22 protein-coding genes are annotated in these 23469 nt (G+C 70.0%); 13 read left to right on the top strand and 9 right to left on the bottom strand.

Annotated features, from left to right (window positions below; translation table 11 throughout):
* Nucleotides 1-43: 43 nt before the first annotated feature.
* Nucleotides 44-1843, bottom strand: coding sequence for an AMP-dependent synthetase/ligase (locus ACWFRB_RS02705; protein ID WP_452638623.1), 1800 nt, complete (start codon nt 1841-1843; stop codon nt 44-46).
* 115 nt (nt 1844-1958) lie between these two features.
* On the opposite strand from ACWFRB_RS02705, the gene ACWFRB_RS02700 reads away from it, so the two are divergent.
* From ACWFRB_RS02700 to ACWFRB_RS02675, 6 genes are all read left to right on the top strand, one after another.
* A complete protein-coding gene (locus ACWFRB_RS02700) occupies nt 1959-2351 on the top strand; it encodes a polyketide cyclase / dehydrase and lipid transport (protein WP_452638622.1) in 393 nt (130 codons plus the stop codon).
* Nucleotides 2352-2468: 117 nt separating this feature from the next.
* Nucleotides 2469-2906 carry an SRPBCC family protein gene (locus ACWFRB_RS02695; protein WP_452638621.1) on the top strand — a complete coding sequence of 146 codons (438 nt, stop codon included), beginning with the start codon at nt 2469-2471 and terminating at the stop codon, nt 2904-2906.
* Nucleotides 2882-4162 (top strand): ArsA family ATPase, encoded by a 1281-nt coding sequence (locus ACWFRB_RS02690; protein ID WP_452638646.1) that lies wholly within the window; start codon nt 2882-2884, stop codon nt 4160-4162. The genes ACWFRB_RS02695 and ACWFRB_RS02690 overlap by 25 nt, the downstream gene beginning before the upstream one ends.
* A complete protein-coding gene (locus ACWFRB_RS02685) occupies nt 4159-4551 on the top strand; it encodes a hypothetical protein (RefSeq protein WP_452638619.1) in 393 nt (130 codons plus the stop codon). Before ACWFRB_RS02690 ends, ACWFRB_RS02685 begins: the two co-directional genes overlap by 4 nt.
* Nucleotides 4552-4553: 2 nt before the next feature.
* Nucleotides 4554-5528: an ROK family protein gene (locus ACWFRB_RS02680; protein ID WP_452638618.1), complete on the top strand. Its 975-nt coding sequence runs from the start codon at nt 4554-4556 to the stop codon at nt 5526-5528.
* Nucleotides 5529-5648: 120 nt separating this feature from the next.
* Nucleotides 5649-6386, top strand: a complete 738-nt coding sequence (locus ACWFRB_RS02675; RefSeq protein WP_452638645.1) for a lysophospholipid acyltransferase family protein — start codon at nt 5649-5651, stop codon at nt 6384-6386.
* A gap of 13 nt (nt 6387-6399) precedes the next feature.
* Here the strand turns inward: ACWFRB_RS02675 and ACWFRB_RS02670 are convergent, their stop codons facing one another.
* Nucleotides 6400-7641, bottom strand: a complete 1242-nt coding sequence (locus ACWFRB_RS02670) for a glycosyltransferase 87 family protein (RefSeq protein ID WP_452638644.1) — start codon at nt 7639-7641, stop codon at nt 6400-6402.
* A gap of 185 nt (nt 7642-7826) precedes the next feature.
* On the opposite strand from ACWFRB_RS02670, the gene ACWFRB_RS02665 reads away from it, so the two are divergent.
* The 4 genes from ACWFRB_RS02665 to ACWFRB_RS02650 all read left to right on the top strand — a co-directional run bounded on the left by ACWFRB_RS02665 (nt 7827) and on the right by ACWFRB_RS02650 (nt 11540).
* Nucleotides 7827-8318: a polyadenylate-specific 3'-exoribonuclease AS gene (locus ACWFRB_RS02665; protein WP_097212158.1), complete on the top strand. Its 492-nt coding sequence runs from the start codon at nt 7827-7829 to the stop codon at nt 8316-8318.
* 51 nt (nt 8319-8369) lie between these two features.
* Nucleotides 8370-9755 carry a class II 3-deoxy-7-phosphoheptulonate synthase gene (locus tag ACWFRB_RS02660; protein ID WP_452638615.1) on the top strand — a complete coding sequence of 462 codons (1386 nt, stop codon included), beginning with the start codon at nt 8370-8372 and terminating at the stop codon, nt 9753-9755.
* Between the two features lie 135 nt (nt 9756-9890).
* Entirely contained in the window at nt 9891-10649 is a 759-nt protein-coding gene (locus ACWFRB_RS02655) for a VOC family protein (RefSeq protein ID WP_452638613.1), read from the top strand.
* A 66-nt stretch (nt 10650-10715) separates the two neighbouring features.
* The gene (locus ACWFRB_RS02650; protein WP_452638611.1) at nt 10716-11540 is read left to right on the top strand and encodes an HAD family hydrolase; all 825 of its coding nucleotides are present in this window, start codon (nt 10716-10718) and stop codon (nt 11538-11540) included.
* Nucleotides 11541-11654: 114 nt separating this feature from the next.
* Here ACWFRB_RS02650 and ACWFRB_RS02645 read toward each other — a convergent pair whose 3' ends face one another.
* Together ACWFRB_RS02645 and pknB are read right to left on the bottom strand one after the other, a co-directional pair.
* Nucleotides 11655-12533: an esterase/lipase family protein gene (locus ACWFRB_RS02645; protein ID WP_452638643.1), complete on the bottom strand. Its 879-nt coding sequence runs from the start codon at nt 12531-12533 to the stop codon at nt 11655-11657.
* A gap of 192 nt (nt 12534-12725) precedes the next feature.
* Entirely contained in the window at nt 12726-14765 is a 2040-nt protein-coding gene (gene pknB, locus ACWFRB_RS02640) for a Stk1 family PASTA domain-containing Ser/Thr kinase (RefSeq protein ID WP_452638609.1), read from the bottom strand.
* 168 nt (nt 14766-14933) lie between these two features.
* Here pknB and ACWFRB_RS02635 point away from each other — a divergent pair, with 168 nt between their 5' ends.
* Nucleotides 14934-15302, top strand: a complete 369-nt coding sequence (locus ACWFRB_RS02635; protein WP_452638607.1) for an Rv2175c family DNA-binding protein — start codon at nt 14934-14936, stop codon at nt 15300-15302.
* A 54-nt stretch (nt 15303-15356) separates the two neighbouring features.
* Nucleotides 15357-16238, top strand: a complete 882-nt coding sequence (locus ACWFRB_RS02630; protein WP_452638605.1) for an SDR family oxidoreductase — start codon at nt 15357-15359, stop codon at nt 16236-16238.
* Here the strand turns inward: ACWFRB_RS02630 and ACWFRB_RS02625 are convergent.
* The 4 genes from ACWFRB_RS02625 to ACWFRB_RS02610 form a co-directional block, all read right to left on the bottom strand.
* Nucleotides 16235-17182: a phytoene/squalene synthase family protein gene (locus ACWFRB_RS02625; RefSeq protein WP_452638603.1), complete on the bottom strand. Its 948-nt coding sequence runs from the start codon at nt 17180-17182 to the stop codon at nt 16235-16237. The two genes, ACWFRB_RS02630 and ACWFRB_RS02625, sit on opposite strands and share 4 nt — an antisense overlap.
* 1 nt (nt 17183) lies before the next feature.
* Nucleotides 17184-18794: an alpha-(1->6)-mannopyranosyltransferase A gene (locus ACWFRB_RS02620; protein ID WP_452638601.1), complete on the bottom strand. Its 1611-nt coding sequence runs from the start codon at nt 18792-18794 to the stop codon at nt 17184-17186.
* Between the two features lie 87 nt (nt 18795-18881).
* Nucleotides 18882-20492: a phytoene desaturase family protein gene (crtI, locus tag ACWFRB_RS02615; RefSeq protein WP_452638642.1), complete on the bottom strand. Its 1611-nt coding sequence runs from the start codon at nt 20490-20492 to the stop codon at nt 18882-18884.
* Nucleotides 20492-21607, bottom strand: coding sequence for a polyprenyl synthetase family protein (locus ACWFRB_RS02610; protein WP_452638640.1), 1116 nt, complete (start codon nt 21605-21607; stop codon nt 20492-20494). The genes crtI and ACWFRB_RS02610 overlap by 1 nt, the downstream gene beginning before the upstream one ends.
* 133 nt (nt 21608-21740) lie before the next feature.
* Here ACWFRB_RS02610 and metF point away from each other — a divergent pair, with 133 nt between their 5' ends.
* Nucleotides 21741-22664, top strand: a complete 924-nt coding sequence (metF, locus tag ACWFRB_RS02605) for a methylenetetrahydrofolate reductase [NAD(P)H] (RefSeq protein WP_452638639.1) — start codon at nt 21741-21743, stop codon at nt 22662-22664.
* A 58-nt stretch (nt 22665-22722) separates the two neighbouring features.
* Here the strand turns inward: metF and ACWFRB_RS02600 are convergent, their stop codons facing one another.
* Nucleotides 22723-23421 carry an LppM family (lipo)protein gene (locus tag ACWFRB_RS02600; protein ID WP_452638599.1) on the bottom strand — a complete coding sequence of 233 codons (699 nt, stop codon included), beginning with the start codon at nt 23419-23421 and terminating at the stop codon, nt 22723-22725.
* Nucleotides 23422-23469 lie beyond the last annotated feature (48 nt).

Raw genomic sequence — 23469 nt, 5'->3', positions numbered from 1 at the left:
GTGCCTGCACTCGTCAACCGCGCACGGGCGGCGGAGCCGCCTGCTACTTGGCGTAGATGGCCTCGATGTCGTTCGCGAAGCTCTTGTGGATGACGTTCCGCTTGAGCTTGAGCGTCGGCGTGAGCTCGCCGGTCTCCTCGGTGAAGTCCACCGGCAGGATCCGGTATTTCTTGATCGACTCCGCGTGCGAGACCAACTTGTTGGCCTCCGCGATGGCCGCATCGACCTCTGCGATCAGGTCGGCATCGGCGATCAGATCCGCGACGGTGGCCTCGGCCGGCTTGCTGTTGCGCTGCTTCCAGCCCGTCCACGCGTCGGGGTCGACCGTGATCAGGGCGCCGATGAAGGGCTTCTGGTCGCCCACCACGAGCGCCTGGCTGATCAGCGGGTGCGCGCGGAGCTGGTCCTCGAGCTGCGCGGGGGCGACGTTCTTGCCGCCTGCGGTGACGATGATCTCCTTCTTGCGCCCGGTGATCGTGATGTAGCCCTCGGCGTCGACCGAGCCGAGATCGCCGGTGTGGAACCAGCCGTCCTCGAGCGCCTCGGCGCTGGCCGCCTCGTTGCGCCAGTAGCCGCCGAAGACCACCGGGCCGGAGAGCAGGATCTCGCCGTCCTCGGCGATGCGAACCGCGTTGCCCGCCAACGGCCTTCCGACGCTTCCCACCTTCTGGCCACCCGGCGTGTTGACCGCCACGGCCGCGGTCGTCTCGGTCAGGCCGTAGCCCTCGAAGATGGTCACGCCGATGCCACGGAAAAAGTGGCCGAGGCGGGCACCGAGCGGGGCGCCGCCGGAGATCGCGAGCTGGCACTGACCGCCGAGCGCGGCACGCAGCTTCGAGTACACCAGCTTGTCGAACACCGCGTGCTTGACCTTGAGGCCGAAGCCGGCGCCGCCGGTGTCCTGGGCCTCGCTCCACTCGACCGCGACCTCGGCGGCCTTGTCGAAGATCTTGCCCTTGCCCTCGGCGTGTGCCTTCTGGCGGGCGGTGTTGAAGACCTTCTCGAACACCCGGGGCACCGACAGGATGAAGTCGGGCTTGAAGGTGCCGAAGGTGGGGACCAGATTCGGGATGTCGGAGGTGTGGCCGACGGTGGCGCCCGCGTCGAAGGCCGCAAGGGAGACCGCGCGGGCGAGCACGTGCGCCAGCGGCAGGAACATCAGGGTGCGACGGCCCGGGCGCAGCAGCTCGCCGAATCCGGAGGTGCTGATGCCACGCGACTCCGCGATGAGGTTGGAGTGGGTGAGCTGGCAGCCCTTGGGGCGACCGGTGGTGCCGGAGGTGTAGATCAGTGTCGCGGGGTCGCTCGCCTTGAGCGCGTCGGCGCGGGACCGGACCTCGTCGTCGCTGACGTCGGCGCCGAGCGCGACCAGCTCGGCCACCGCTCCGGGAGTGCCCTCGATCTGCAGCACCTTGCGCAGGGCCGGGGACTCGGCCGCGACCTGCTCGAGTGCCTTCGAATGGCCCTCGTTCTCGACGAACAGTGCGACGGCGGCGGAATCCTCGAGGATCCACCGGACCTGCTCGGGGGCGGAGGTCTCGTAGACCGGCACGGTGACGCCGCCCGAGGCCCAGATCGCGAAGTCGATCAGCTGCCACTCGTACCGGGTGGAGGACATCAGGGCGACCCGATCGCCTGGCTGGACGCCGAATGCGATCAGGCCCTTGGCGACGGCGGCGACCTGGTCGGCGAACTCGGCCGCGGACACATCGGTCCACGTGCCGTCGGTCAGGCGAGTGAAGACGGTCAGGCTGGGTGTGTTCGCCGCATGGGTGAACACCGAGTCGACGGCGGACGCGTCCTCAGGGATGGTGAAAGTTGACGGAACGCTGAATTCACGCACGAAGACCTCCGGCACTGCGGTGTACTGACGAGTAGGTTTTGCTGCGGTTCCACTTTAACCCGTGCTGATCGGCCCTGGCCCGCACCCGCCGCGCGGAGTGTGTGAAGCTAATCCGGTGAGCAGCATTCAGGTCTCGGACCAGACCTTCATCGCGGCGCCGCCGGCATCGGTCGCGGAGTCGATCGGCGTGGTGTCGAAATGGCGCCGCTGGTGGCCGGATCTCCAGATCAGCGTGCGGGAGGACCGAGGCGAGAAGGGGATTCGCTGGACGGTCACGGGCGCGTTGACCGGAACCATGGAGGTCTGGCTGGAGCCGGAGCTCGACGGCACGATCGTGCACTACTTTCTGCACGCCGAGCCGACCGGCGCAGGCCCAGCGGAACTGGCCCAGCTCGATCTCGGGGCCCTCACCCGGGCGCGTCGCGTTGCGGGCAAGGTGATGGCCTTCGGCACCAAGCGTGAGCTCGAGGCAGGCCGTCCTGCGGGAGAGTCGCCGACCCCCAGGTGATCGCCCGCCCGACGGGTCGCGCGGTGCGGCCGGTCGTTGTGCGCGCGCATCTGTTTCGTGTGTGATGGGTTCGAGTGCCTTCGTGGCTGTCCTGGAGTGAAAGGAAGCGTTGGTCGCATGGCCGACAAGACCAAGAGGTCGATCAGCATCGCCGCTCCTTCGGGTCGGGTGATGGACGTGATCGCCGATTACGACGCGTACCCCGAGTGGGTGGCCGCGGCGAAGTCAGTCGAGGTGCTCGCCCGCGGGTCGAACGGTCGCGCGCGTCGGGTGCGGTTCGTGCTGGATGCCGGGATGGTCAAGGACACCTACGAACTCGACTTCGACTGGGCGCAGGACGGAAAGTCCGTGCGCTGGTCGCTGGCCTCAGCCGAGATCCAGAAGTCGCAGGACGGCTCGTACACCCTCGAGGACCAGCCGGACGGGACCACCACGGTCACCTACGAGCTGACCGTCGACCTGAACATCCCGATGATCGGGCTGTTCAAGCGCAAGGCCGAGAAGGCGATCACCGACACCGCCCTCAAGGAATTGAAGAAGAGGGTCGAAGGCTGACCGGGCGCGGCTCCGACGCGAACACCCAGATCCGGTTCTTCATCGGAAAGGGCGGCGTCGGGAAGACGACACTGGCGGCGGCGACCGCGATTGCCCTGGCGCGCACCGGAGACCGCGTCCTGCTCATCTCGCTCGACCGGGCGCACTCGCTGACCGAGGTCCTCGCGCTGGAGAATACGGCCGCAGCATCCGGCACCGGCGTCCTCGCCGTGGCCGAGGGGCTCGATGCGCTCGAACTCGACACCCTGGCCCTGCTCGAGGACCGACTGGTCGCGCTGTCGGCGCTGATCCCCAGTGGCGCCGATCACGAGCACGGATCTGCGCTGTCGTTGCCCGACCCGCAGGAACTGACGGGACTGCCCGGTGCCGAGGAGTTGCTCGGGCTGGCCGAGGTCGCCCGGCTCGCGCACGGAGGGGAGTGGGACGCCGTGCTGGTCGACTGCCCGCCGACCGGTGACCTGCTGCGTCTGCTGACGGTTCCGGACATGGTGCACGACTATCTCGAACGGATCTGGCCCCGATACCTCAGGGCCACGGTGCCGGGTGCGCAGCGCTGGCAGGCGATCGCCGCGCTGCTGGTCGACCGTCTCAGTGACTTCACCCTGCCGGTCAGGGCGATGCTCACGGACCGGCAGAACACCTGCGCGCGAATGGTGCTCACCGCGGATGCGGTCGGCGTGGCCGAGGCGCGGCGAACCGCGGCAGCGATGTCCGTGCTCGGCCTACGAGTCGATGGCGTGATCGTGAACAAGATTCTGCCGCAACATGATCCGGTTCCGGACAACGGCGTGGACCATCCGGCGCTTCGCTGGTTTGCGGAGCGTGCCGAGCGCGAGCGTGTGCAGCTGGATTCGCTGGCGGCCGCGCTCGACGGGCTGCCGGTCCGCACGGCCGACGAGAACGTCCTCGAGCCGGTAGGGTTTGACTCTCTCGCCGCGCTCGCCGACGCGCTGTATCCGGCCGGGGTCGATCCGCTGACCGCCGCGGACGACGATTCGACGGTGGCGAGGGTGGAACTGGAGTCAGGGTCGGGGGTGGAATCGGTGTACGCGCTGCGACTGCGCATGCCCCTGGTCGACCCGTCCACGCTGACCCTCGGCCGGGTCGAGGACGACCTGGTGGTCGGCGCGGCAGGGGTCAGGCGCAGGGTCAGGCTGGCGTCCGTGCTCCGTCGCTGCACCACGGTCGGCGCCCAGTTCGAGGACGGCGACCTCGTCGTCCGGTTCCGGCCCGATCCGCAGGTCTGGCCGCTGTGAGCGACGATCACGCGGACCTGGTCGCCGAGCTGCGGGCGCTCACGCACGCGGCATTCGATCGGCTGGAACCGCTGCTGCAGAAGGCGTCCGAGGCCGCCGCTGCCGCCGCGAACCCCGACGGCGGCGAGCCGGGGCCGTACGGGTGCAGTTGGTGCCCGGTGTGTGCGCTTGCGGCGCTGGCCAGGGGTGAGCAGCACGACCTGATCACCCTGCTCGGCTCGCAGGCCGCGGTGCTGCTCGCCCTGCTCCGGCAGATCCTGGAGGAGCACGGGGCGCATCCCGACCCCGACGGCGGGCCGGACGGGCCGGCGGCCGGCCCCGGCGCGGAGGAGCAGGGGGCTCGCCCGAAGTTCGTCCCGATCTCGGTTCAGGTCGAGCACAATCGGTGACCATGGGCACGCGCATCGGCGGTCGGACCGCACTCACGATCGGTATCGACGTCGGCGGAACCAGCATCAGGGCGGCGGTCGTCGATGCCGACGGTCAGGTCCTCGACTCGACGTTCGCGCCGACCCCTCTGTCGGCGCAGGCGCTGGAGGACGGGCTCGACCGCGCGGTCCGGGAGCTCTGCGGGCGGCACGAGATCGTCGGGGTCGGCCTCGCGGTGGCGGGCTTCATCACCCCGGACCGGTCCACGGTGCGTTTCGCGCCGCACCTGCCGTGGGTTGACGCCCCGGTCGCCCACGACCTCAGTGATCGCCTCGGCATGCCGGTGATCCTCGAGCACGACGCCAATGCGGCGGCATGGGCGGAATACCGGTTCGGCGCCGCGGCAGGCGGGCACAACGTGTTGATGATGTCGATCGGGACCGGGATCGGTGCGGGCCTGCTGATCGGCGGCGAGCTCTACCGCGGTAGCCACGGGGTGGCACCCGAGCTCGGGCACGTCCAGGTGATGTCAGGAGGACGCCCCTGCGCCTGCGGCAAGCGCGGCTGTTGGGAGCGGTATTGCAGCGGTACCGCGCTCGTGGACACCGCGATCGAGTTGCTGGCGGCCAATCCCGCCGAGTCGACGATCCTGGCGCGCGAGGTGGCGAGGAACCCGGGCGGCCTCACCGGTCGCCGGGTGGCGGGCGCGGCGCAGGACGGCGACAAGGTGGCGATGGCGACGATGGCGGAGTTCGCGCGCTGGTTGGGTGTCGGGCTCGCGATGGCGAGCGATGTCTACGACCCCGACCTCGTGGTGATCGCGGGCGGTGTCGCCAGTTCGGCTCCGCTCTTCCTCGACGACGCGCGCGATCACTACGCCACGCTCATCACCGGATCCGGGCATCGCCCGTTGGCCCGGATCCGGCGGACCCAGCTCGGCGAGGCAGCGGGCATGATCGGCGTGGCCGAACTCGCTCGCGCGGAACTGGCATCCTGACCCCGCTCGCGCGGGCATCGGTGGCCGGTGTGCCCCTCCGGTGGTCACATCCACCGGCCGTGAGTACAGTCATCACACAAGAAACATAGCGTGAGCACTGATGATCTCGGGAAGGGCGCCATGTGGTACTGGCTGGTCAAATACATTCTTCTCGGACCGATTCTGTTGGTGCTCGGCCGCCCGACTATCGAAGGCGCCGAGCACATTCCGACCAAGGGTCCGGCTATCCTCGCCAGCAACCACCAGGCCGTGATGGACTCGTTCTACCTGCCGCTCAAGTCGCCGCGCCGGATCACCTTCCTGGCCAAGAGCGAGTACTTCACCGGCACCGGTCTGAAGGGCCGATTCCAGCGGTGGTTCTTCTCCGCGGTCGGCCAGGTGCCGATCGACCGGACCGGGGCCGACGCGGCCCAGGACGCACTCAACGCGGGTATGACGGTGCTCGGCGGCGGCAAGCTGCTGGGGATCTACCCCGAGGGCACCCGTTCCCCTGACGGCCGGTTGTACAAGGGCAAGACGGGCATGGCGCGGATGGCGCTGCAGTCCGGCGTGCCGGTCATCCCGGTCGCGATGATCGGCACCGACAAGCTCAACCCGATCGGTTCGCGCTTCCCGCGTTTCGCGAAGATCGTGATCAAGGTCGGCGAGCCGATCGACTTCTCGCGCTTCAACGGCATGGGTGGCAACCGCTTCGTCGAGCGCGCGGTCACCGACGAGGTCATGTACAAGCTGATGGCGCTCTCCGGTCAGGAGTACGTCGACATCTACGCGGCCACGCTCAAGAACAAGCCCGCAGAGACGGCGACGGCCGCACCCGCGCCCGCCGCCGACCGGATCCCCGACACCCGGGCGAGCTAGGCCACCGGGCCGGCTAGGCCACCGGGGCGGGCACCCGCGACCGCTCGTCGTCGGCGTTCCGCTTCGCCCCGCCCGTGACGCCCACCGCGGCGACCAGCACCAGCGTCACCAGGCCCCACCACACGTACGACGACGCCAGGAACTGATCCCACAGCGGCCAGCCGAGGCCGCTGGTCCGGCCGGGGGCCAGTCGCCAGTGCGGGGCCACCACGAACAGCGCCACTCCCGCCGCGACCCACAGCGCCCAGCCGACGCTGCGGCGCGTGTAGGCGAGGTGCCCGAGGATCAGCAGGGTCGGGACCACCCACACCCAATGGTGTGACCACGACACCGGGGAGACCAGGAGTCCGAACAGCGCCGTCATGGTGAGCGCGAGGGCGGGCATGCCCGCCGCCAGCGCCCGGCGTGCGGCAAGCACGGTGACGATCAGAACCGCCGCGCTCGCCAGGATCCACAGCGGGGTCCGCATCGAGGGGTCGAGGCCGAGGCGGGCCAGCATGCCGGTGATCGACTGGTTGGCGGGGTAGGCGGGCCTGCCGATCCGGTTGGAGTCGATGAGGGTGTCGGTCCAGTACTGCTTGGAATCGGTGAACGAGACCGCGAAGCCGATGGCTGTGCCCGCGAGGAAGCTCACCGCGGTGACCGCGGTGGCTCGGAAGTCCTTGCGCAGCAGGAAGTAGAGCACGAACACCGCGGGCGTGAGTTTGACCGCGGCGACGAGCCCGACCAGCGCGCCGCGCGGCCACGGTGTCTTCTTGAGCAGGCAATCGGCGGCGACGAGGGCCATCAGCACGATGTTGATCTGGCCGTAGTCGAGGGTGGAGTACACCGGCTCGAGCGCCAGCGCCCCGGCGAACGCCGCGCCCGCCGTCCACAGCAGGGTGCGTTCCGGCAGCACTCCGATGGAGGTGAGGGTAACGATCGCGGTCGCGAAGAGCAGCACCAGCGAGAGCACTGTCAACGCGGTGCTGGCCTCGCCGAGGCTGATCGCGGACATCGGACTGAACACGATCGCGGCGAGCGGGGGATAGGTGAACGGCAGCGATTTGCCGAGCTCGGTCGGCGGCATCGGACCGTAGAGCGCGACGCCGTTCGCCAGCGCGGTGCCGCCGATGCGGTACACGTCGAGATCGATCCGGTAGTAGCTGCCGAGATGTCGCAGGCCGGGGAAGCCGACGAGGTTGTAGATCACGCCGATCGCCGCGGCGATCAGGATGCAGACGCGGGCCGCGGGCGCGGCGAGGAGGCGCCGGATTCCCGTACCAGCACCTGCCGGCTCTCGATCGGCGTCGTCCGCCGCCGGTGCCGCCGCGGTGTCTGTCGCCGGTGTGTCGGTGCTCACGTGGTCGCTGGGAGCGGTCTGATCCTGGCCAGGCACCAATTGTCCTTCGGTCGGGGGCGGTGGTCGTGGGGCAGTGCCGGGCGGCATAGTCTGCCCGGGTGCGCTACTTCTACGACTGCGAGTTCATCGAGGATGGTCGCACAATCGACCTGGTTTCGATCGGCGTGGCCGCCGAGGACGGCAGAGAGTTCTATGCCGTCTCCACCGAGTTCGACCCCACCAAGGCGGGGAAGTGGGTGCGAGCCAACGTCCTGCCGAAGCTCCCGCAGCCGTCCTCGCCGTTGTGGCGCTCGCGCGCCCAGATCCGCGACGACCTGCTCAAGTTCCTCGTTCCTCGCCCCGGTGTCACGCCGGAGCTGTGGGCCTGGATCGCGGCATACGACCACGTCGCGCTCTGCCAGTTATGGGGGGACATGACCGCGCTGCCGCGCTCGCTGCCGCGGTTCACCCGCGAGTTGCGGCAGTACTGGGAGGACAGCGGGTCGCCCGCGTTGCCGTCGGCTCCGGCCGACGCGCACGACGCGCTGGCCGATGCCAGGCACAACCTGGTCAAGTACGAGGCGATCCGGGCAGCACTCGCGATTCGCTGAATTGATGGCCCCTTTGCGTGTCGCGTTCGACAGAGCGAATATCCTGTATTGGTGAACTGGACTGTCGACGTTCCGATCGACCGCTTGCCCGAACTTCCGCCGCTGCCCGCTGCGATGCGCCAGAAGCTCGATGAGGCGCTGAGCAAGCCCGCCGCCCAGCAGCCGAACTGGCCCGAGGACCGGGCGGCCGCGATGCGCACCGTGCTCGAGAGCGTGCCGCCGATCACGGTCGCGAGCGAGGTGGAGGCGCTGCAGGACAACCTCGCCGAGGTCGCCCGCGGCGAGGCGTTCCTGCTCCAGGGCGGTGACTGCGCTGAGACGTTCGCGGACAACACCGAACCGCACATCAAGGGCAACATCCGCACCCTGCTCCAGATGGCCGTCGTGCTCACCTACGGGGCGAGTCTGCCGGTCGTCAAGGTCGCGCGGATCGCCGGCCAGTACGCCAAGCCGCGCTCGTCGAACATCGACTCGCTCGGGCTGCAGTCGTACCGGGGCGACATGGTGAACTCGCTCGTCGCCGAGGAGTCGGTGCGGGTCCACGATCCGTCCCGCCTGGTCCGCGCGTATGCGAACGCGAGCGCCGCGATGAACCTGGTCCGCGCGCTCACCGGCGCGGGTATGGCCGATCTGCACAAGGTGCACGACTGGAACCGGGAGTTCGTCGCCTCGTCCCCCGCTGGTGCCCGGTACGAGGCGCTCGCCGCCGAGATCGACCGCGGCCTGCAGTTCATGAACGCGTGCCGGGTCACGGACCCGAGCCTGCACCAGGCGCAGATCTTCGCCAGCCACGAGGCGCTCGTCCTCGACTACGAGCGGGCGATGCTGCGGCTCGACAACGACGACGACCACCCGAAGCTGTACGACCTGTCGGCGCACTTCCTGTGGATCGGCGACCGGACTCGGCAGCTCGACGGCGCGCACATCGCGTTCGCCGAGATGCTTGCGAACCCGATCGGTCTCAAGATCGGCCCGAGCACCACCCCGGAGATGGCGGTCGAGTACGTCGAGCGGCTCGACCCGACCAACAAGCCCGGCCGGCTCACCCTGATCTCGCGGATGGGCAACGGCAAGGTACGCGACCTGCTGCCCGCGATCATCGAGAAGGTGCAGGCCACCGGCCACCAGGTGATCTGGCAGTGCGACCCGATGCACGGCAACACCCACGAGGCGTCCACCGGCTACAAGACCCGGCACTTCGACCGGATCGTCGACGAGGTGCAGGGTTTCTTCGAGGTGCACAACGGGCTGGGCACCCACCCGGGCGGCATCCACGTCGAACTGACCGGCGAGAACGTCACCGAGTGCCTCGGCGGCGCGCAGGACATTTCCGACCTGGACCTGTCGGGCCGCTACGAGACCGCGTGTGACCCGCGGCTCAACACCCAGCAGTCCCTCGAACTGGCCTTCCTCGTGGCGGAGATGCTGCGCGGCTGAGCCATCGGATCCCGCACAGCGGCCCGTACCCTGCCCGGGTGCGGGCCGCCTACGTTGACGCGACGGTGTCGGTGGTCGGCGTTACGGTCGGGGCGATCGAATCGCGTACCCAACCATCGCAGTGAGGGACACACCATGAAGATCACCGAACCGACGCTGGGTAGCCCGTGTTGGGCCGAGCTCGGCACGACCGATGTCGCGGCGGCCGGACAGTTCTACGGCGCGCTGCTCGGCTGGAAGCCGGAAACGGATCCGAACCCGGAAGCGGGTGGCTACACGATGATGCTGCTCGACCAGGACCCGGTGGCCGCCGCCAGCCCGCTCTATCAGGAGGGCCAGCCCGTGGCGTGGACGGCCTCGATCGCGGTGGCCGACGTGGATGCGACCGCGCGGGCGGCCGCGGAGGCAGGCGGTTCGGTCATCGCCGAGCCGATGGACGTGTTCGACCTGGGCCGGTTCGCTGTGCTCGCCGACCCGGCGGGGGCGGTCATCTCGATCTGGCAGGGCCGTGAGTTCCACGGCGCAGCCCGGCTGAACGAGACCGGGGCGCTGTGCTGGATCGAGCTGCGTACCCGCGACACCGCGGGGGCGATCGAGTTCTACCGCACCGTGTTCGGCTGGACGGTCACCGCCGGTGACGGCTACACCCAGTGGGGCCTCGGCGGCACCGACTTCGGCGGCATGATGGCGATGGGCGAGGACTTCCCGGAGGGCATTCCGCCGCACTGGGCGCTGTACTTCGGCGTGGACGACGTCGACGCCGCGGTCGAGAATGCGACGGGTCTCGGCGGGACCGTGCACGTGCCGGGCACCGACATCCCCGAGACCGGTCGGTTCGCGGTCCTGACGGACCCGCAGGGCGGCGCGTTCGCGGTCTTCCGCCCGCAGGACTGAGCCGGGCGCCGCAAGCCCGGATGGGCGGGCCTGCGGCGCCTGGCGGCGGCTGGCATCATGTCGGAAGTGACTCGTATTCGAATCGTCGCCACCGATCTCGACGGCACCCTGCTGCGGTCGGACCGCACGATCTCACGCCGGACCGCCGCGGCGATGGCGGCGGCGACGGAGTCCGGGATCGAGATCGTGTGGGCGACCGCGCGAGCGCGCCATTCCGTCCACGAACTCGCGCTCGAGTGCGGCTTTCGCGGCAGGGCGATCTGTGCCAACGGTGCGGTCGTTCTCGATCTCGCAGACGGCAGCGCGCTCGTCACCGCGACGACCTCGATCACGACGGCCGCCGCGACGACGGCGATGGGCCGGGTGCGGACGCTCATGCCGGGGGTGGTGTTCGCGAATGTCGGCCCGACGAGTTTCGTCGCCGAACCCGAGTACGCCGCGCTGTGCGAGTTCGCCGATCACCACAGGCACCCCCACGAGATGGCCCTCTCGGAGCGGCTGCCCGCCCTGGATGAGCCGATGGTGAAGATCGTGGTGCGGCACCCCGAGGTGTCCAGCACGGAGCTGTACCGCGCCGCCGTCGTGGCGGGGGTCGACGGCGTCGAACTGACCCATTCGGGCGCGCCCTACGTCGAGATGGCCCCGTCGGGGGTGTCGAAGGCCAGTGCTCTCGCGGAGCTGTGCGCGGTCGACGGGATCGGGGCGCACGAGGTCGCCGTCGCGGGCGACGGGATCAACGACGTCCCGATGCTGGCGTGGGCGGGGACCGCCCTGTGCCCGTCGAACGCGCTGCCGGAGGTGCGGGCGCTTGCCGACCGCATCCTGGCAGGCAACGACGAAGACGGAGTCGCCTGCTACCTCGAGGAGCTCGTGGGGGCGGCCGTCCGGTGAGTGGTCCCGGTCCCGGTCGCGGGCGGACCGGATCACCGGCATCGTGCCTTCACAGGGCGTTCGACGGGGTGTGGCGTCAGAAGGAGTGCGCACCCGTGCGGGCGGTGCGGCGATTCACTCTCCTCCGCACGGCACCTCACGCGGATTGGCCGGATCGAGGGCATTGAGCACCATGTAGGCCGCCCGTTTGGTGCCGGTGAGCTCGATGTGATTCGACGTGTCCTGTTCGCAGCCGTCCTGGACGACGATGTTGGTGACGTCGTAGCCGGGCAGGCCGGGGACCATACCCTGGGTGTACGGCACCACCTGTTCGTCGTATCGGGTGCCGATGTTGGTGTACGTGATGCCCTTGAGATAGGGGGTCCCGTCGGCATTGACCCTGTTGACCACCTTGGATCCGGCGACGAACTGGCCGCATGCCTGACAGATCGGGAACGCGCTGTCCGGAAGCCCCAATCGTTCGAAGAGCAGGGGTAGCCCGTCGCCGCCGGACACTTTCGTTCCCAGCCAGAGGGGAGCCAGAGACACGTAGTCGGTGATCTTAGAGTGCCCGCCGAGGACCTTCGCGTAGTACGCCGGCACGAGAGTGCCCTGCGAATGACCCACGATGTCCACCGTCGAAGCCCCTGTCGTGGCCAGGATCCGATCGATGAACTCTCCCAGTTGCTGTGCGCTGTTCTCGATCGGCTTCATCGCGCCGATCGCGGAAATCGGCCAAGGTCCGGGAATGGCGCCATAGGTCAGGGCGAATACGCAGTAGCCTGCGTTCTTGAGCATCGGGACATACGCGCCCCAGGTGATCTGTTGTCCGCCGCCCGTTCCGTGCACCAACACCACCGGTCGCGGGTGGGCTTCCGTTGGCTTGCATCCGAAGTCGTTGGATCCGGGCAACGAGCCGCCCGGATTGGTCCGTTCGTTCGCGAAGCCCGCAGAGTAGGTGAAGCTCTCGGGAAGCGGATCGGCATCCGCCACAACGGTTCCGAACCACGACATCAACGCGATCAGCGAGCACGCCAGGACCAAGGCGCGCGGTGTTCGAAACAACTTGCCTCCGACTGTTGTATGAGGCAGGTGACCGTACCGATCGTTCAGTTGTTTGTACGGTCAAGTTTCGAATCGGAGACACGACGGCAGTCGACGAAATGTGGTGGCGTCCGCTGTCGAAGTCGGGCGGAGCCTTCCTCGCTACGGCACCGCGACCAGCGACACGGTGGTGCCCGCTTCGACCCGGGTTCCTGGGCCGGGGCTCTGGGTGAGGACAAGCGACCGGTCGGAGTCGGTGACCTGCCTGACCTGAGGCACCAGGCCGAGGCCGGTGAGCTCGTCGCGCGCCGAGCCCACCGAGCGCCCGAGCATCGACGGCAGCCGGACCGCGGTCGAGACGATCAGGGTGACGCTCGATCCGGCCCCGACCTCCGTGCCGCTCGACGGGTCGGTGCCGATCACGTCGCCGCCGTCGATGCCGCTGTCGAACTCCTCAAAGGTCTCGCCTACGGTGATCCCGACGGCGTCCAGGGCGGCCCGAGCCTCGTCGGCTGACGTGCCGCGGACGTCCGGCATCCGGACCGGTGGCGAACCCTTGCTCCGGATCATCTGGACCTGCGACCCGACATCGAGCAGCGTGCCCGGACCCGGCTTCAGCGCCGCCACACCGCCATTGGGCACCTTGGTGCTGAAGGCCTCACCGCCCTCGACGGGTACAAAGGTGCGCTCGCGCAGCACCCGGTCCACCTGATCCGGGTCGCCGCCCGCGGGGAGCTCGGGGACCGCGGGCCTGCCCAGCGACACCAGCAGGGCCACCACCGACTCCTTCGGCACCCGGGACCCGGCGGCGGGATCGGTGCCGAGCAGGGTGTCGACGGGGGCGCTGTTCGAGTACTCGCCGCGGGTCTCGGTGCTCAGCCCCGCGGCCTCGATCGTCGACGTGGCCGAGGCACGGTCGAGGCCGTCGATGGCGGGCACCGCCGCGTACCGGCCGGACCCCATCCACCAGCCGCCGAATCCGACCGCGACCCCGAGCAGCAGGATCACCAGCAGCCACACCATGATCGTGCGGCGCGAGCGCTGACGCTCGGCCGCGAAATCCGGGAACTCGTACTGGGCCGGGTCACGACGGTGCTGCCGCGTCGCGCCGGGGTCCATCTCCTGCTGCGGGAACTCCGGCGGGCGCGCGGTCAGGTCGGTGACCACCTTGGTCGGCTGCGGGCCCGCGTGCTGGATGCCTGGGTGCACCGCGGTCGGGGCGGCCGATGCCAGTGCCGTCGTCGCGTCGTTCGGTCCGGCCGCGGTCGTCGCGGGCGGCAGCAGCGCGCCCGCGACCTGCATGGCCGCGCTGAGGTGCTGCGCGGATCGTCGCGGTGCGGGTACCCGGTAGGCGGGCAACTGCAGCTGGTGGCTCACCGAACGCAGCGCCGCCGCCATCTCGCCCGCGTTGGTGAACCGCTCCTCGGGGTCGCGGGCGGTCGCCTCGAGCACCAGCTGGTCGAACTCCGGCGGAACCCCGGGGATCTGGGAACCCGGGCTCGGCACGTCGGCGTTGATCCGCTGATAGGCGATCGAGAGCGAGTTGTCGCCGGTGAACGGCGTTCGGCCGGTGAGCATTTCGTACAGCAACACACCGGTCGCGTACACGTCGCTGCGGGCGTCGGCGTTGCCGGTGGTGACCTGCTCGGGGGAGAGGTAGGCGGCGGTCCCGAGGATCACGCTGCTCGAGGTGGCGTTGGATCCCGCGACCGCGCGAACCAGGCCGAAGTCGGCGATCTTGACCTCGCCCGAGTCGGAGATCAGCACGTTCTCCGGCTTGATGTCGCGGTGCACCAGGCCCGCGCGGTGCGCGACCGCGAGCGCATCGAGCACCGGTCCGGTGACGGCGGCAGCGGCGTGCGGCGGCATCGGGCCGCGCTCGCGCAGCAGCTCGCGCAGCGTCCCGCCCGCGACCAGCTCCATCACGAGGAACGCGTGTTCGCCGTCGACGCCCTGGTCGTACACGGCGACCAGCCCCGGATGGGTCAGCCGGGCCACCGCGCGGGCCTCGAACTCGAATCGCGCGACGAACTGGGGGTCGTGCGCGAACTTCGGGTCCATGACCTTGATCGCGACCGGCCGGTCGAGCCGCATGTCCAGGCCGCGGTAGACCATCGACATCCCGCCGCGCGCGATCGGGGAGTCCACCCGATAGCGGCGGTCGAGAAGTGTGCCGATCAGCGCCTGATCTCCTGGCCCCACCCGCGCTTACCCCGTTTCTGTTCTGCTCGGTGATCCACCGCAGCAGTTTCGACAATGTCCGCATCGATGGTAGCCAGCGGGGCGCCCGCCCGGTGCCGACGGCGCGGTGGCCGCGATCGCGCGGACCGCCCATGACGTACCGCGCACCGACCCGATACCGTTACCGGTGTGAGTGCAATCCCTTATAGCGACGACGTCCTCGATCCCTCCGTGGAGCTGCTGCAGCTCGCGGATGTGGCCAAACTGCTCGGAATCGTCGTCACCCGGGTGCACCAGATGCTCCGCGACGGCGAGCTGGTCGCCGTGCGCCGCGATGGCGTCATCGGCGTGCCCGCCTCCTTCTTCACCGCGGACGGCGAGGTGGTCCGGCTGCTGTCCGGTCTGCTCGTGGTCCTGCGCGACGGCGGTTACAGCGAGGAGGAGATCCTGCGCTGGCTGTTCACCGAGGACGAGACCCTGCCGGGCGCCCCGGTGGACGCGCTGCACACCGACCTCGCCCGCGAGGTGGTTCGCCGCGCCCAGGCGATGGCCTTCTAGGCGCGTCGATTCGATGAGCCAGTCGCCGGGGCTTCCGGGACTACGCTTTCCGCCATGACATCGATGAACGGCAAGGTTGTCCTCATCACCGGCGGCGCGCGTGGTGTCGGTGCGGAGGTCGCCCGTCGGCTGCACGCCAAGGGCGCGAGGCTCGTGCTGACCGACCTGGATGCTGAGCCGCTGCGCGCACTGGCCGAGGACCTGGGCGGTCCCGACCGCGCGCTGACCGTCATCGCCGACGTGTGCGACCTCCCGTCGATGGAATCGGCTGTCGCGCAAGGTGTCGAGCATTTCGGTGGCATCGACGTCGTGATGGCCAACGCGGGCATCGCGAGTTATGGATCGATCCTGGCGGTCGATCCGGCCACCTTCAGGCGCGTGATCGACGTGAACCTCGTCGGCGTCTTCAACACGGTGCGCGCGGCCCTGCCCTCGATCATCGAGCGCAGGGGATATGTCCTGGTCGTCTCGTCGCTCGCGGCGTACACCGCGTCTCCCGGGCTGGCGGCATACCACGCGTCCAAGGCCGGGTCCGAGTACTTCGCCAACACCCTGCGGCTCGAGGTCGCTCATCTGGGTGTCGACGTCGGATCCGCCCACATGGCGTGGATCGACACCCCGCTTGTGCAGGACGCCAAGGCCGACCTGCCCGCGTTCACCAAGATGCTGGCCGCGCTGCCGGGTCCGCTGGGGAAGACGACGTCGGTGCAGGCGTGTGGCAGTCGCTTCGTGACGGGGATCGAGAAGCGCGCGAAGCGGATCAACGTGCCGGGCTGGGTCGGTGCGCTGCGCTGGCTGCGGCCGCTGGTGCAGACCCCGCTCGCCGAACGCGACATCCGCAAGGTCGCGCCGGTGCTGCTGCCCCAGATGGACGCCGAGGTCGCGGCCCTCGGCCGCTCGGTGAGCGCCCGCACGCAGGGGCTCGAGAAGCCCTAACCGCGGGCCGCCGCGACCGCGGACTCCAGCAGTCGCGGCGCGACGAGCGTCAGCCGCCGCCGCACTGGCACGACCGCCCGCCGGTCGAGCACCCGGTAACCGCTCGCCTCGATCTCGTCGAGGATCGCGGAGTACAGGTCGAACGCGGCCGTGATCGCGGGCCGGGCCCGCGGCCCGAGCAGTGCAAGTCCCGGCCGCGCATCGCGGTAGCCGGACCGGTTCAGTGCGACGAAATGGGCGAGGGCCCGGGTGACCCGGGGGTCCATTGCGCCGGTGCGTTGGCAGTGGCGCAGGAGGTCGTCGTCCACGCCGAACGGGGACAGCTCTTCCGACGGCAGGTAGATGCGTCCGCGCAGGAGATCCTCGCCGACGTCACGGATGAAATTGGTGAGCTGGAAGGCCTCGCCGAGCGCGGCGGCCGCGGGCTCGGCCTCGGCGAGCGGGGTCACCGTGCCCAGGATCGGCAGCATCTGCCTCCCGATCGCCGCGGCTGAGCCGTGCATGTACTCGCGGAGCTCGTCCATCGAGGTGTAGACGGCCCGGAAACCGGGCGCGCCGGGCAGGTCCATCCGCATGGACCCGAGGAACGCGGTGAAGTGATCGAGCGGGATGGAGTACCGGCCGATGGTGTCAGCCACCGCCAGCACGACCGGCCGGAGGTCGTCGGTCGGGGTGCCCGCGACGGCGGCCGTCAGCTCGGATTCGATTCTGTCGAGTTCGGCCAGGCAATCGGAGGCGGGACGGCCTGCAGGCGCGTCGATGTCGACGAGGTCGTCCACGGTGCGGGCGAATCCGTACAGCGCGTACACGGCAGGCCTGCGTTGTTCGGGTAGCAGCCGGGTGGCGAGTGCATAGCTGCGGCCGTGCTCGGCGGCCAGCCGCTCGCAGTGTCGGTAGGCGGTTCCGAGATCGCTCGCCACCGCACGGTCGTCCAGCGTCGTCATCTCAGTCCCGGCCGGTGGCCGCCCCGGCGCCGAAACGGGTGTCCGCGGCGTCGGCGACGGCAGGCGTGGAGCGCAACCGCAGCGGATCGACGGTCACCAGCGACTTGGCCGCGACGATCGCCGCAAAGGTCGCGAGCAGCACGTGCACGAGGGTGTACAGCCCGATCGAGCCGTCCGGCTGGAAGACCAGCATCAGCCAGGTGGACAGGCCGACCAGGATCATCAGGGTGGTTGTGGACATCGCGAAGCCCGCCGCGATCGCCAGCGGCCACGAGTAATACCAGGGCAGTGCGGCGGGGGAGAGCACGACGATCGCGACCAACGCGACCAGGATGCCGAGCACGGCCTGCCTCGGCGTGCTGCGGAACCGCCACCACACCGTTAGCAGGATCGCCACCAGCGCGATCGCGCACAGCATCCGGGTCACCTCGAGCACCGGGCCCAGCCGCAGGTCGGCGAACAGCGACGTACCGACGGTGACGAAGTGCGCAAGCATCGTGGGCAGCGAGAGCCAGTTGATGATCTTCGCCGAACCCTGCAGCGCGGTCAGCCATCCGATGCCGACGCCCGCGACCGCCGAACAGACGGCGAAAACGGCGACGAAGATCGCGAAACCGGCGCCCGCTGTGCGGGCGAACAGGGCGATCGGAGCGGCCGGCTCACGACCTTCGGCCTTGGCCTTCTCGCGCTCGTGGTACATCCAGATCCACACGATGAACGGCAGCGCGATTCCGGCCATCGCCTTGACCGCGACGCCGAGGGTGACGATGGCGATGCCGGCCACGTGCTTGCGGTCGAGCGCCAGCGTCACGCCGGCGACCATCAGACCGACCATCAGCAGCTCGTTGTGCACGCCGCCGATCAGGTGGATCAGCACCAGCGGGTTGAGCACCGCCAGCCACAACGCGATCGACGGGTTGCCGCCCAGCTGACGGGCCAGCCGCGGCAGCGCCCACACCATCAGCGCCAGGCCGGGCAGCATGGTCAGCCGGAGCATCATGGTCCCGGCGATCACGTTGTCCCCGGTGATCGAGGTGATGCCCTGACCGAGTAGCAGCGACACCGGGCCGTAGGGCGCGGTGGTGGTGGTCCAGACGTTGCTCACGTTGTCGAGCAGGATGCCGGGATTGACCACAGGGCCGACCGCGTACGGGTCGAAGCCGTCCCGCAGCAGCGCGCCCTGCGCCAGGTACGAGTAGGCATCCCGGCTGAACATGGGCACCGACAGCAGCAGCGGGGCCGTCCACACCGGGACCACCCAGCGCAGCTCGTGCAGTGTGGTCGTGCCGCGCAGCGTGCAGCGGCCGAGCCGGACCCACGCCGCGATCATCAACAGCACGCCGACCCAGACGAGGATCGTCGACAGGATCAGGCCGTGCCCGAAGCGCAGCCAGGACAGGTGCAGCGCCTCGAGGAGCGGATCCTCACGCCGAACGCTGCCCGAGCCGAAACCGCCGAAGGTGATCATCGACGCGCCGACCAACCCGAGGATCGCGGCATGCCCCGCCTCGCTGCGCGCGAACCCGGCCACCGCCCGGAGCCGCCCGGCGCTCGGGTCCTGGCCGTTGCTGTCGCCGGTTTGCCTGTCAGCAGCGGAAAGTGGGGACGTCATCGGTGCGGATCTTCCCCCATGGCTGTGCGTTGAGCGCGGTCCGGCCGGGCAGGACCCGTCGGCCGAATGCGTGGACAGGTGGTTAGTTTAGTGGCTCGGTGTTCCACAGCGGGAAACGCCTTGATCGCCGGGGTGTGTCTGTGACCTGGCACGCAGTTCGCCCGCGATCCGCTGGGCGGCGAGCTTCCCGGAGACGAGCACGGTCGGCACCCCGACCCCCGGTGTGGTCCCGGACCCGGCGAGCACCACGTTCTCGGCTCCGGTGTCGAGGTTTCCGCGCCGGAACGGTCCGGTCTGCGCGAAGGTGTGCGCGGCGGCGAACGGGGTGCCCGCGGACATCCCGCGGTCGGCCCAGGTCTGCGGGGTGTCGATCAGGTCCACCCGGAACCGCTCGGCGATCCCGGTGTAGCCGCGCCGCTCCAGCTCGATGAGCAGCTCGCGGACGTACGGCCGCCCGAGAGCGGCCCAGTCCAGCGGGGCGCTGTGCAGGTTCGGGCACGGCGCCAGCACCGACAGTGGTTCGTGCGGCACGCCGTCACGGTCGATCAGCAGTCCCGGGTCGGTGACCGCCGGGCGGGTGATCAGCAGGGACGGGTCGCTCATCAGCCTGCCGCGACCGCGGCGCGCGGTGATCTCGGCGAACGTCTGCTCCCAGGCCGCACCGAAGTCGATGGTGTGGTGGCCCGAGTCGGCCCAGCGCGCGGCGACGGAGGCGGGGATGGTGCCGTGCGCGACGACCGCGGAGGGCGAGTGCCGGACCGGCCGTCGCGGCCACGTCCGCCGCGGGAGCAGGGCACTCCCGCCGCCGAGGTCGGCGGTCAGGACCACGGCGTCGACCTCGAACCCCGATCCGTCGGCGGCGATCACCCGGGTCGCCCGACCGTTCCTGTAGTCGATTCGGCTCACCTCGGTCCCGAGTGCGAGCGTGCCGCCCGCGGCGGTGAAGGCGCCTGCCATGGCCTCGGCGATCGCCCGCATGCCGCCGTCGGGGAAGTACACGCCCATCGAGGTGTCCATGTGGGCGATCGCGCCGTAGATGCCGAGCGCCCGCGCCGGGCTCAACCCCGCGTAGAGCGACTGGAAGGTGAAGATGCGCTGCAGCCGCGGGTCGCGGAGGTACTTCTCGACCCGCGGCCCGAGCCTGCCGAAGCCGCCGATCCGGACCAGCGTCGACAGGTCCGCGAGGGCCGCGCGCGAGCCGACCAGATCGAGCGGCGAGTCGAAGTTCGCGTCGATGAACCGGTCGAACTCGGCCGCGAAGATCCGTTCCAGCCAGGAGCGCAGCCGGAGGTAGCGGCCGGCCTCGTCGGGACCGCACGCCCGGGCGACCTCCGCCGCCATCGCGTCGGGGTCCGAGTGCACGGCGATCGGCCCGCCGTCCGCGAATCGGGCGTGATAGGCCGGGTCCAGCCGGTGCAGACGCAGCGGCGGGGACACCGACCCGAAGTCGGCCCCGACCGCGGCGAGCGCCTCGGCGACCAGCTCCGGCATGGTGAGAACGGTTGCGCCGCTGTCGATCTGGTAGCCCGGGCCGTCGTACACGCCGACCCGGCCGCCCACCGACCGGTCACGTTCGAGAAGGGTGACCGCGCGGCCGGTGCCCAGCAGGTGCAGCGCGGCCGACAGTCCGGACAAACCCGCCCCGACGACCACCACGTGATCGGTGCGCCCCGGGACCGTGCGCAGGCCCACGCCGATCAGGCCGTACGACGGGTGGCGGCCAGCGCCATCGCGCGCAGGCTCTGCTTGGCCGGCTCCGTTGCGGTGCTCGTGTCGAGGGCGCGCAGGCCCCTGGCGGTGAGCTCGTCGATGCGGCGCTCGACCTCGTCCACCGCGCCGAGATCGGTGATGATCGCGCGCAGCCGCTGCACCTGCTCTTCGGTGAGATCGGTGCCGATGCTGCGTCGCAGCACGTCCGCCGTGCCCCGGTCGCCTGCGTCGGCACGAAGGAGGGCCTCGGCGAACAGCACGGTCCGCTTGCCCTCGCGCAGGTCGTCGCCGGAGGGCTTCCCGGTGACCTCCGGGTCCCCGAACACCCCGAGCAGGTCGTCGCGGAGCTGGAAGGCGATCCCGATGTCGGTGCCGAACTCCCGATAGGCGGCGATCAGATCCGGATCGGCCGCGGCGAGGGCGGCGCCCAGGTGCAGCGGTCGCTCGATCGTGTACGCCGCCGTCTTGTAGCGATTGATCCGCAACGCCGCGGCCACCGACTCATCTGCGGTCACCTCGGTGCTGACGTCCAGGTACTGGCCCCCGAGGACCTCGGTGCGCATCGCCGACCACACCGGACCGAGCCGGACCTGGGCGGCGGCGTCGACCCCGGACTCGCGGACCATGTCGTCCGCCCAGGCCAGCGCGAGATCGCCGAGCAGGATGGCCACGGATTCACCGAACTTCGCCGGTTCGCCGGACCATCCGCCCGAGCGGTGCCGGTCGCCGAACTCGACGTGCAGGGTGGGAAAGCCCCTGCGGGTGCGGGAGGAGTCGATGATGTCGTCGTGCACGAGGGCGCACGCCTGGACCAGCTCGAGCGCGGCGCAGGCCCGCAGCACCGCGGCGGCGTCGGGGCCGGTCGGGTCGCCACCGGCGCCCAGCCAGCCCGTCCAGGCGAACGCGGGCCGAACCCGCTTGCCGCCGCGCAGGACGAAGGCCTCCAGCGCGGTGGTGGCGTCGGTGAACGTGCCTCCGACGGCATCGGTGATCGGCCTGCGACTGTCGAAGAACTCGCGCAGCGCCGTCTCGACAGCGGCGGGCAGTGACTCGGTGGCCTCGGGGGAGGCGGCGTGGGCGGACAGGGTGTCCTCCTCGGTGATTGCCCCGGGAATTGCCCTGGGAAGGTGATCGACACCCTCACCCTAGTGGTCCGTCGAAGTCGCCCTCGCTGCCCGCCACTATGATTGTCGGGTGACATTCGATGCCGTCAGGGGACGGTCAAGCGAGGGCTGGGTGACCCAGACCCCGTCGATCGTGGACCGGATCGGTTCGAGCGGCGGGCGGATTCCCTTCTCGGTGGAGTTCTCGCCGCCGCGCGATGCCGATGCGGAGGCGCGTCTGTGGCGCGCTGTCCGTGAGTTCGAGCAGATGCAGCCCGCGTTCGTCTCGATGACCTACGGGGCGGGCGGATCGACACGGGACCGGACCGTACGGGTCACCGGTGCCCTCGCCGAGGAGACCACGCTGCTCCCGGTCGCCCACCTGACCGCCGTCGGCCACAGCGTCGACGAACTGCGTGCGATGGTCGGCGCCTATGCGGACCGCGGCATCAGCAACATCCTGGTGCTGCGCGGCGACCCGCCGGGCGATCCGCTCGGTGAGTGGGTCCGGCATCCCGAGGGTGTCGAGTACGCCGAGGAGTTGGTCCGGCTGGTCCGCGACCTCGGCGACTTCCACGTCGGTGTCGCCTCCTTCCCCGAGGGACATTTCCGGGCGCCCGACCTCGACCACGACACCAAACATCTGGTCTCGAAGCTGCGCGCCGGGGCCGAGTACTCGATCACCCAGATGTTCTTCGACGTCGAGGACTATCTGCGGCTGCGCGACCGGGTGTCCCGGTACGACGCCGAACAGGGCGCCAAGCCGATCATCCCGGAGATCATGCCGATCACCTCGCTGCGCTCGGTGAAGCGGATGGTGGAGCTGTCCGGATCGCAGTTGCCGCGCGAGCTCATGGATCGGCTGGACCGCGCCGCGGGCCACGGCCCCGAGGAGAACCGCGCCGCGGTCCGTGAGATCGGCATCGAGCTCGCCACCGCGATGAGCGAGCGGCTGATCTCCGAGGGCGCGCCCTGCCTGCACTTCATCACGCTGAACTTCGCCCGCGCGACCCGCGAGGTGCTCGCGCGCCTCGGATTGGCCAGTTCGGTCAGATAGCGCTTCGCGCCCGTGCGCGGGTTGCACCCCGATCGGGGTGCAACCCGCGCACAGTGCGTCAGCGCCTCGGGTGCCGGTTGAAGTACGCCATCGCCCCGACCACGAGCGCGACGCCGAGCGTGACACCGCCGACGATCCCTGCCCAGCCGGCGAAGCCGCGGGTGCTCGGATCGGCGTATCGGGTCTCGGCGCGGAGCGTGCTCACCTCACCGGGCGGCAGCTTCCAGGTGACGATGGAGTCGGCGTCGCGGGTTCCGTTGGTGGTGTTCACCCGCGCGGGGAAGGCGACGCTGAACTGGACGTCGCTGCCATCGGGCACCGATTTGAGGTCCGCCTTGCCCTCGAGGACCACGACGTCGCCGTTGCGCCGGAAGTCCAGCTGGATGGAGCTGCCGGTCTGGCTGGACATCGCCCCGAGCTGCTGCACCTCGCCGAAGGTCAGGTCGCTGAAGAAGGCCTGACTGCCGACGTAGCCGTCCTGCTTGTACGCCTGCACCCGGACCTTCGACGTCAACGAATCCGGCGGGATCAGCTCCGGGCCCTTGTCGTTGTCGTCCGCGGGCACCGTCGCGGCGACGATCTGTCCCGACACCCTGTCGTCGGGTGAGACGCCGAGTGACGCCTGGACCCGAAGGCACCCGCTGAGCACAGGGATGCAGATCAGGAGGAGCACGGCCAGGGCGAACCGTCGGACGCTGGATCGACTTCGGACATCGGAGGGGGGCTGCTGCACAGCGTTATCGTGCCAGGCAGCCATGCAGGTGTCAGGCGGTAGGGGTGCGCGGCGTGGCGGATCCGGTTGCTC

Source organism: Rhodococcus sp. NPDC055112 (assembly GCF_053607505.1).
This window is presented reverse-complemented; position numbering and strand designations above follow the sequence as displayed.

Excerpts from the sequence above, each read along its gene's own strand:
- ACWFRB_RS02600 (WP_452638599.1), bottom strand. The coding sequence starts at position 23,421 with ATGGCTGCCTGGCACGATAACGCTGTGCAGCAGCCCCCCTCCGATGTC.
- ACWFRB_RS02680 (WP_452638618.1), top strand. The coding sequence starts at position 4,554 with ATGGGCACGCGCATCGGCGGTCGGACCGCACTCACGATCGGTATCGAC.
- ACWFRB_RS02645 (WP_452638643.1), bottom strand. The coding sequence starts at position 12,533 with ATGTCGTGGTTCGGAACCGTTGTGGCGGATGCCGATCCGCTTCCCGAG.
- ACWFRB_RS02695 (WP_452638621.1), top strand. The coding sequence starts at position 2,469 with ATGGCCGACAAGACCAAGAGGTCGATCAGCATCGCCGCTCCTTCGGGT.
- ACWFRB_RS02620 (WP_452638601.1), bottom strand. The coding sequence starts at position 18,794 with ATGACGTCCCCACTTTCCGCTGCTGACAGGCAAACCGGCGACAGCAAC.
- ACWFRB_RS02675 (WP_452638645.1), top strand. The coding sequence starts at position 5,649 with ATGTGGTACTGGCTGGTCAAATACATTCTTCTCGGACCGATTCTGTTG.
- ACWFRB_RS02630 (WP_452638605.1), top strand. The coding sequence starts at position 15,357 with ATGACATCGATGAACGGCAAGGTTGTCCTCATCACCGGCGGCGCGCGT.
- ACWFRB_RS02655 (WP_452638613.1), top strand. The coding sequence starts at position 9,891 with ATGAAGATCACCGAACCGACGCTGGGTAGCCCGTGTTGGGCCGAGCTC.
- ACWFRB_RS02625 (WP_452638603.1), bottom strand. The coding sequence starts at position 17,182 with ATGACGACGCTGGACGACCGTGCGGTGGCGAGCGATCTCGGAACCGCC.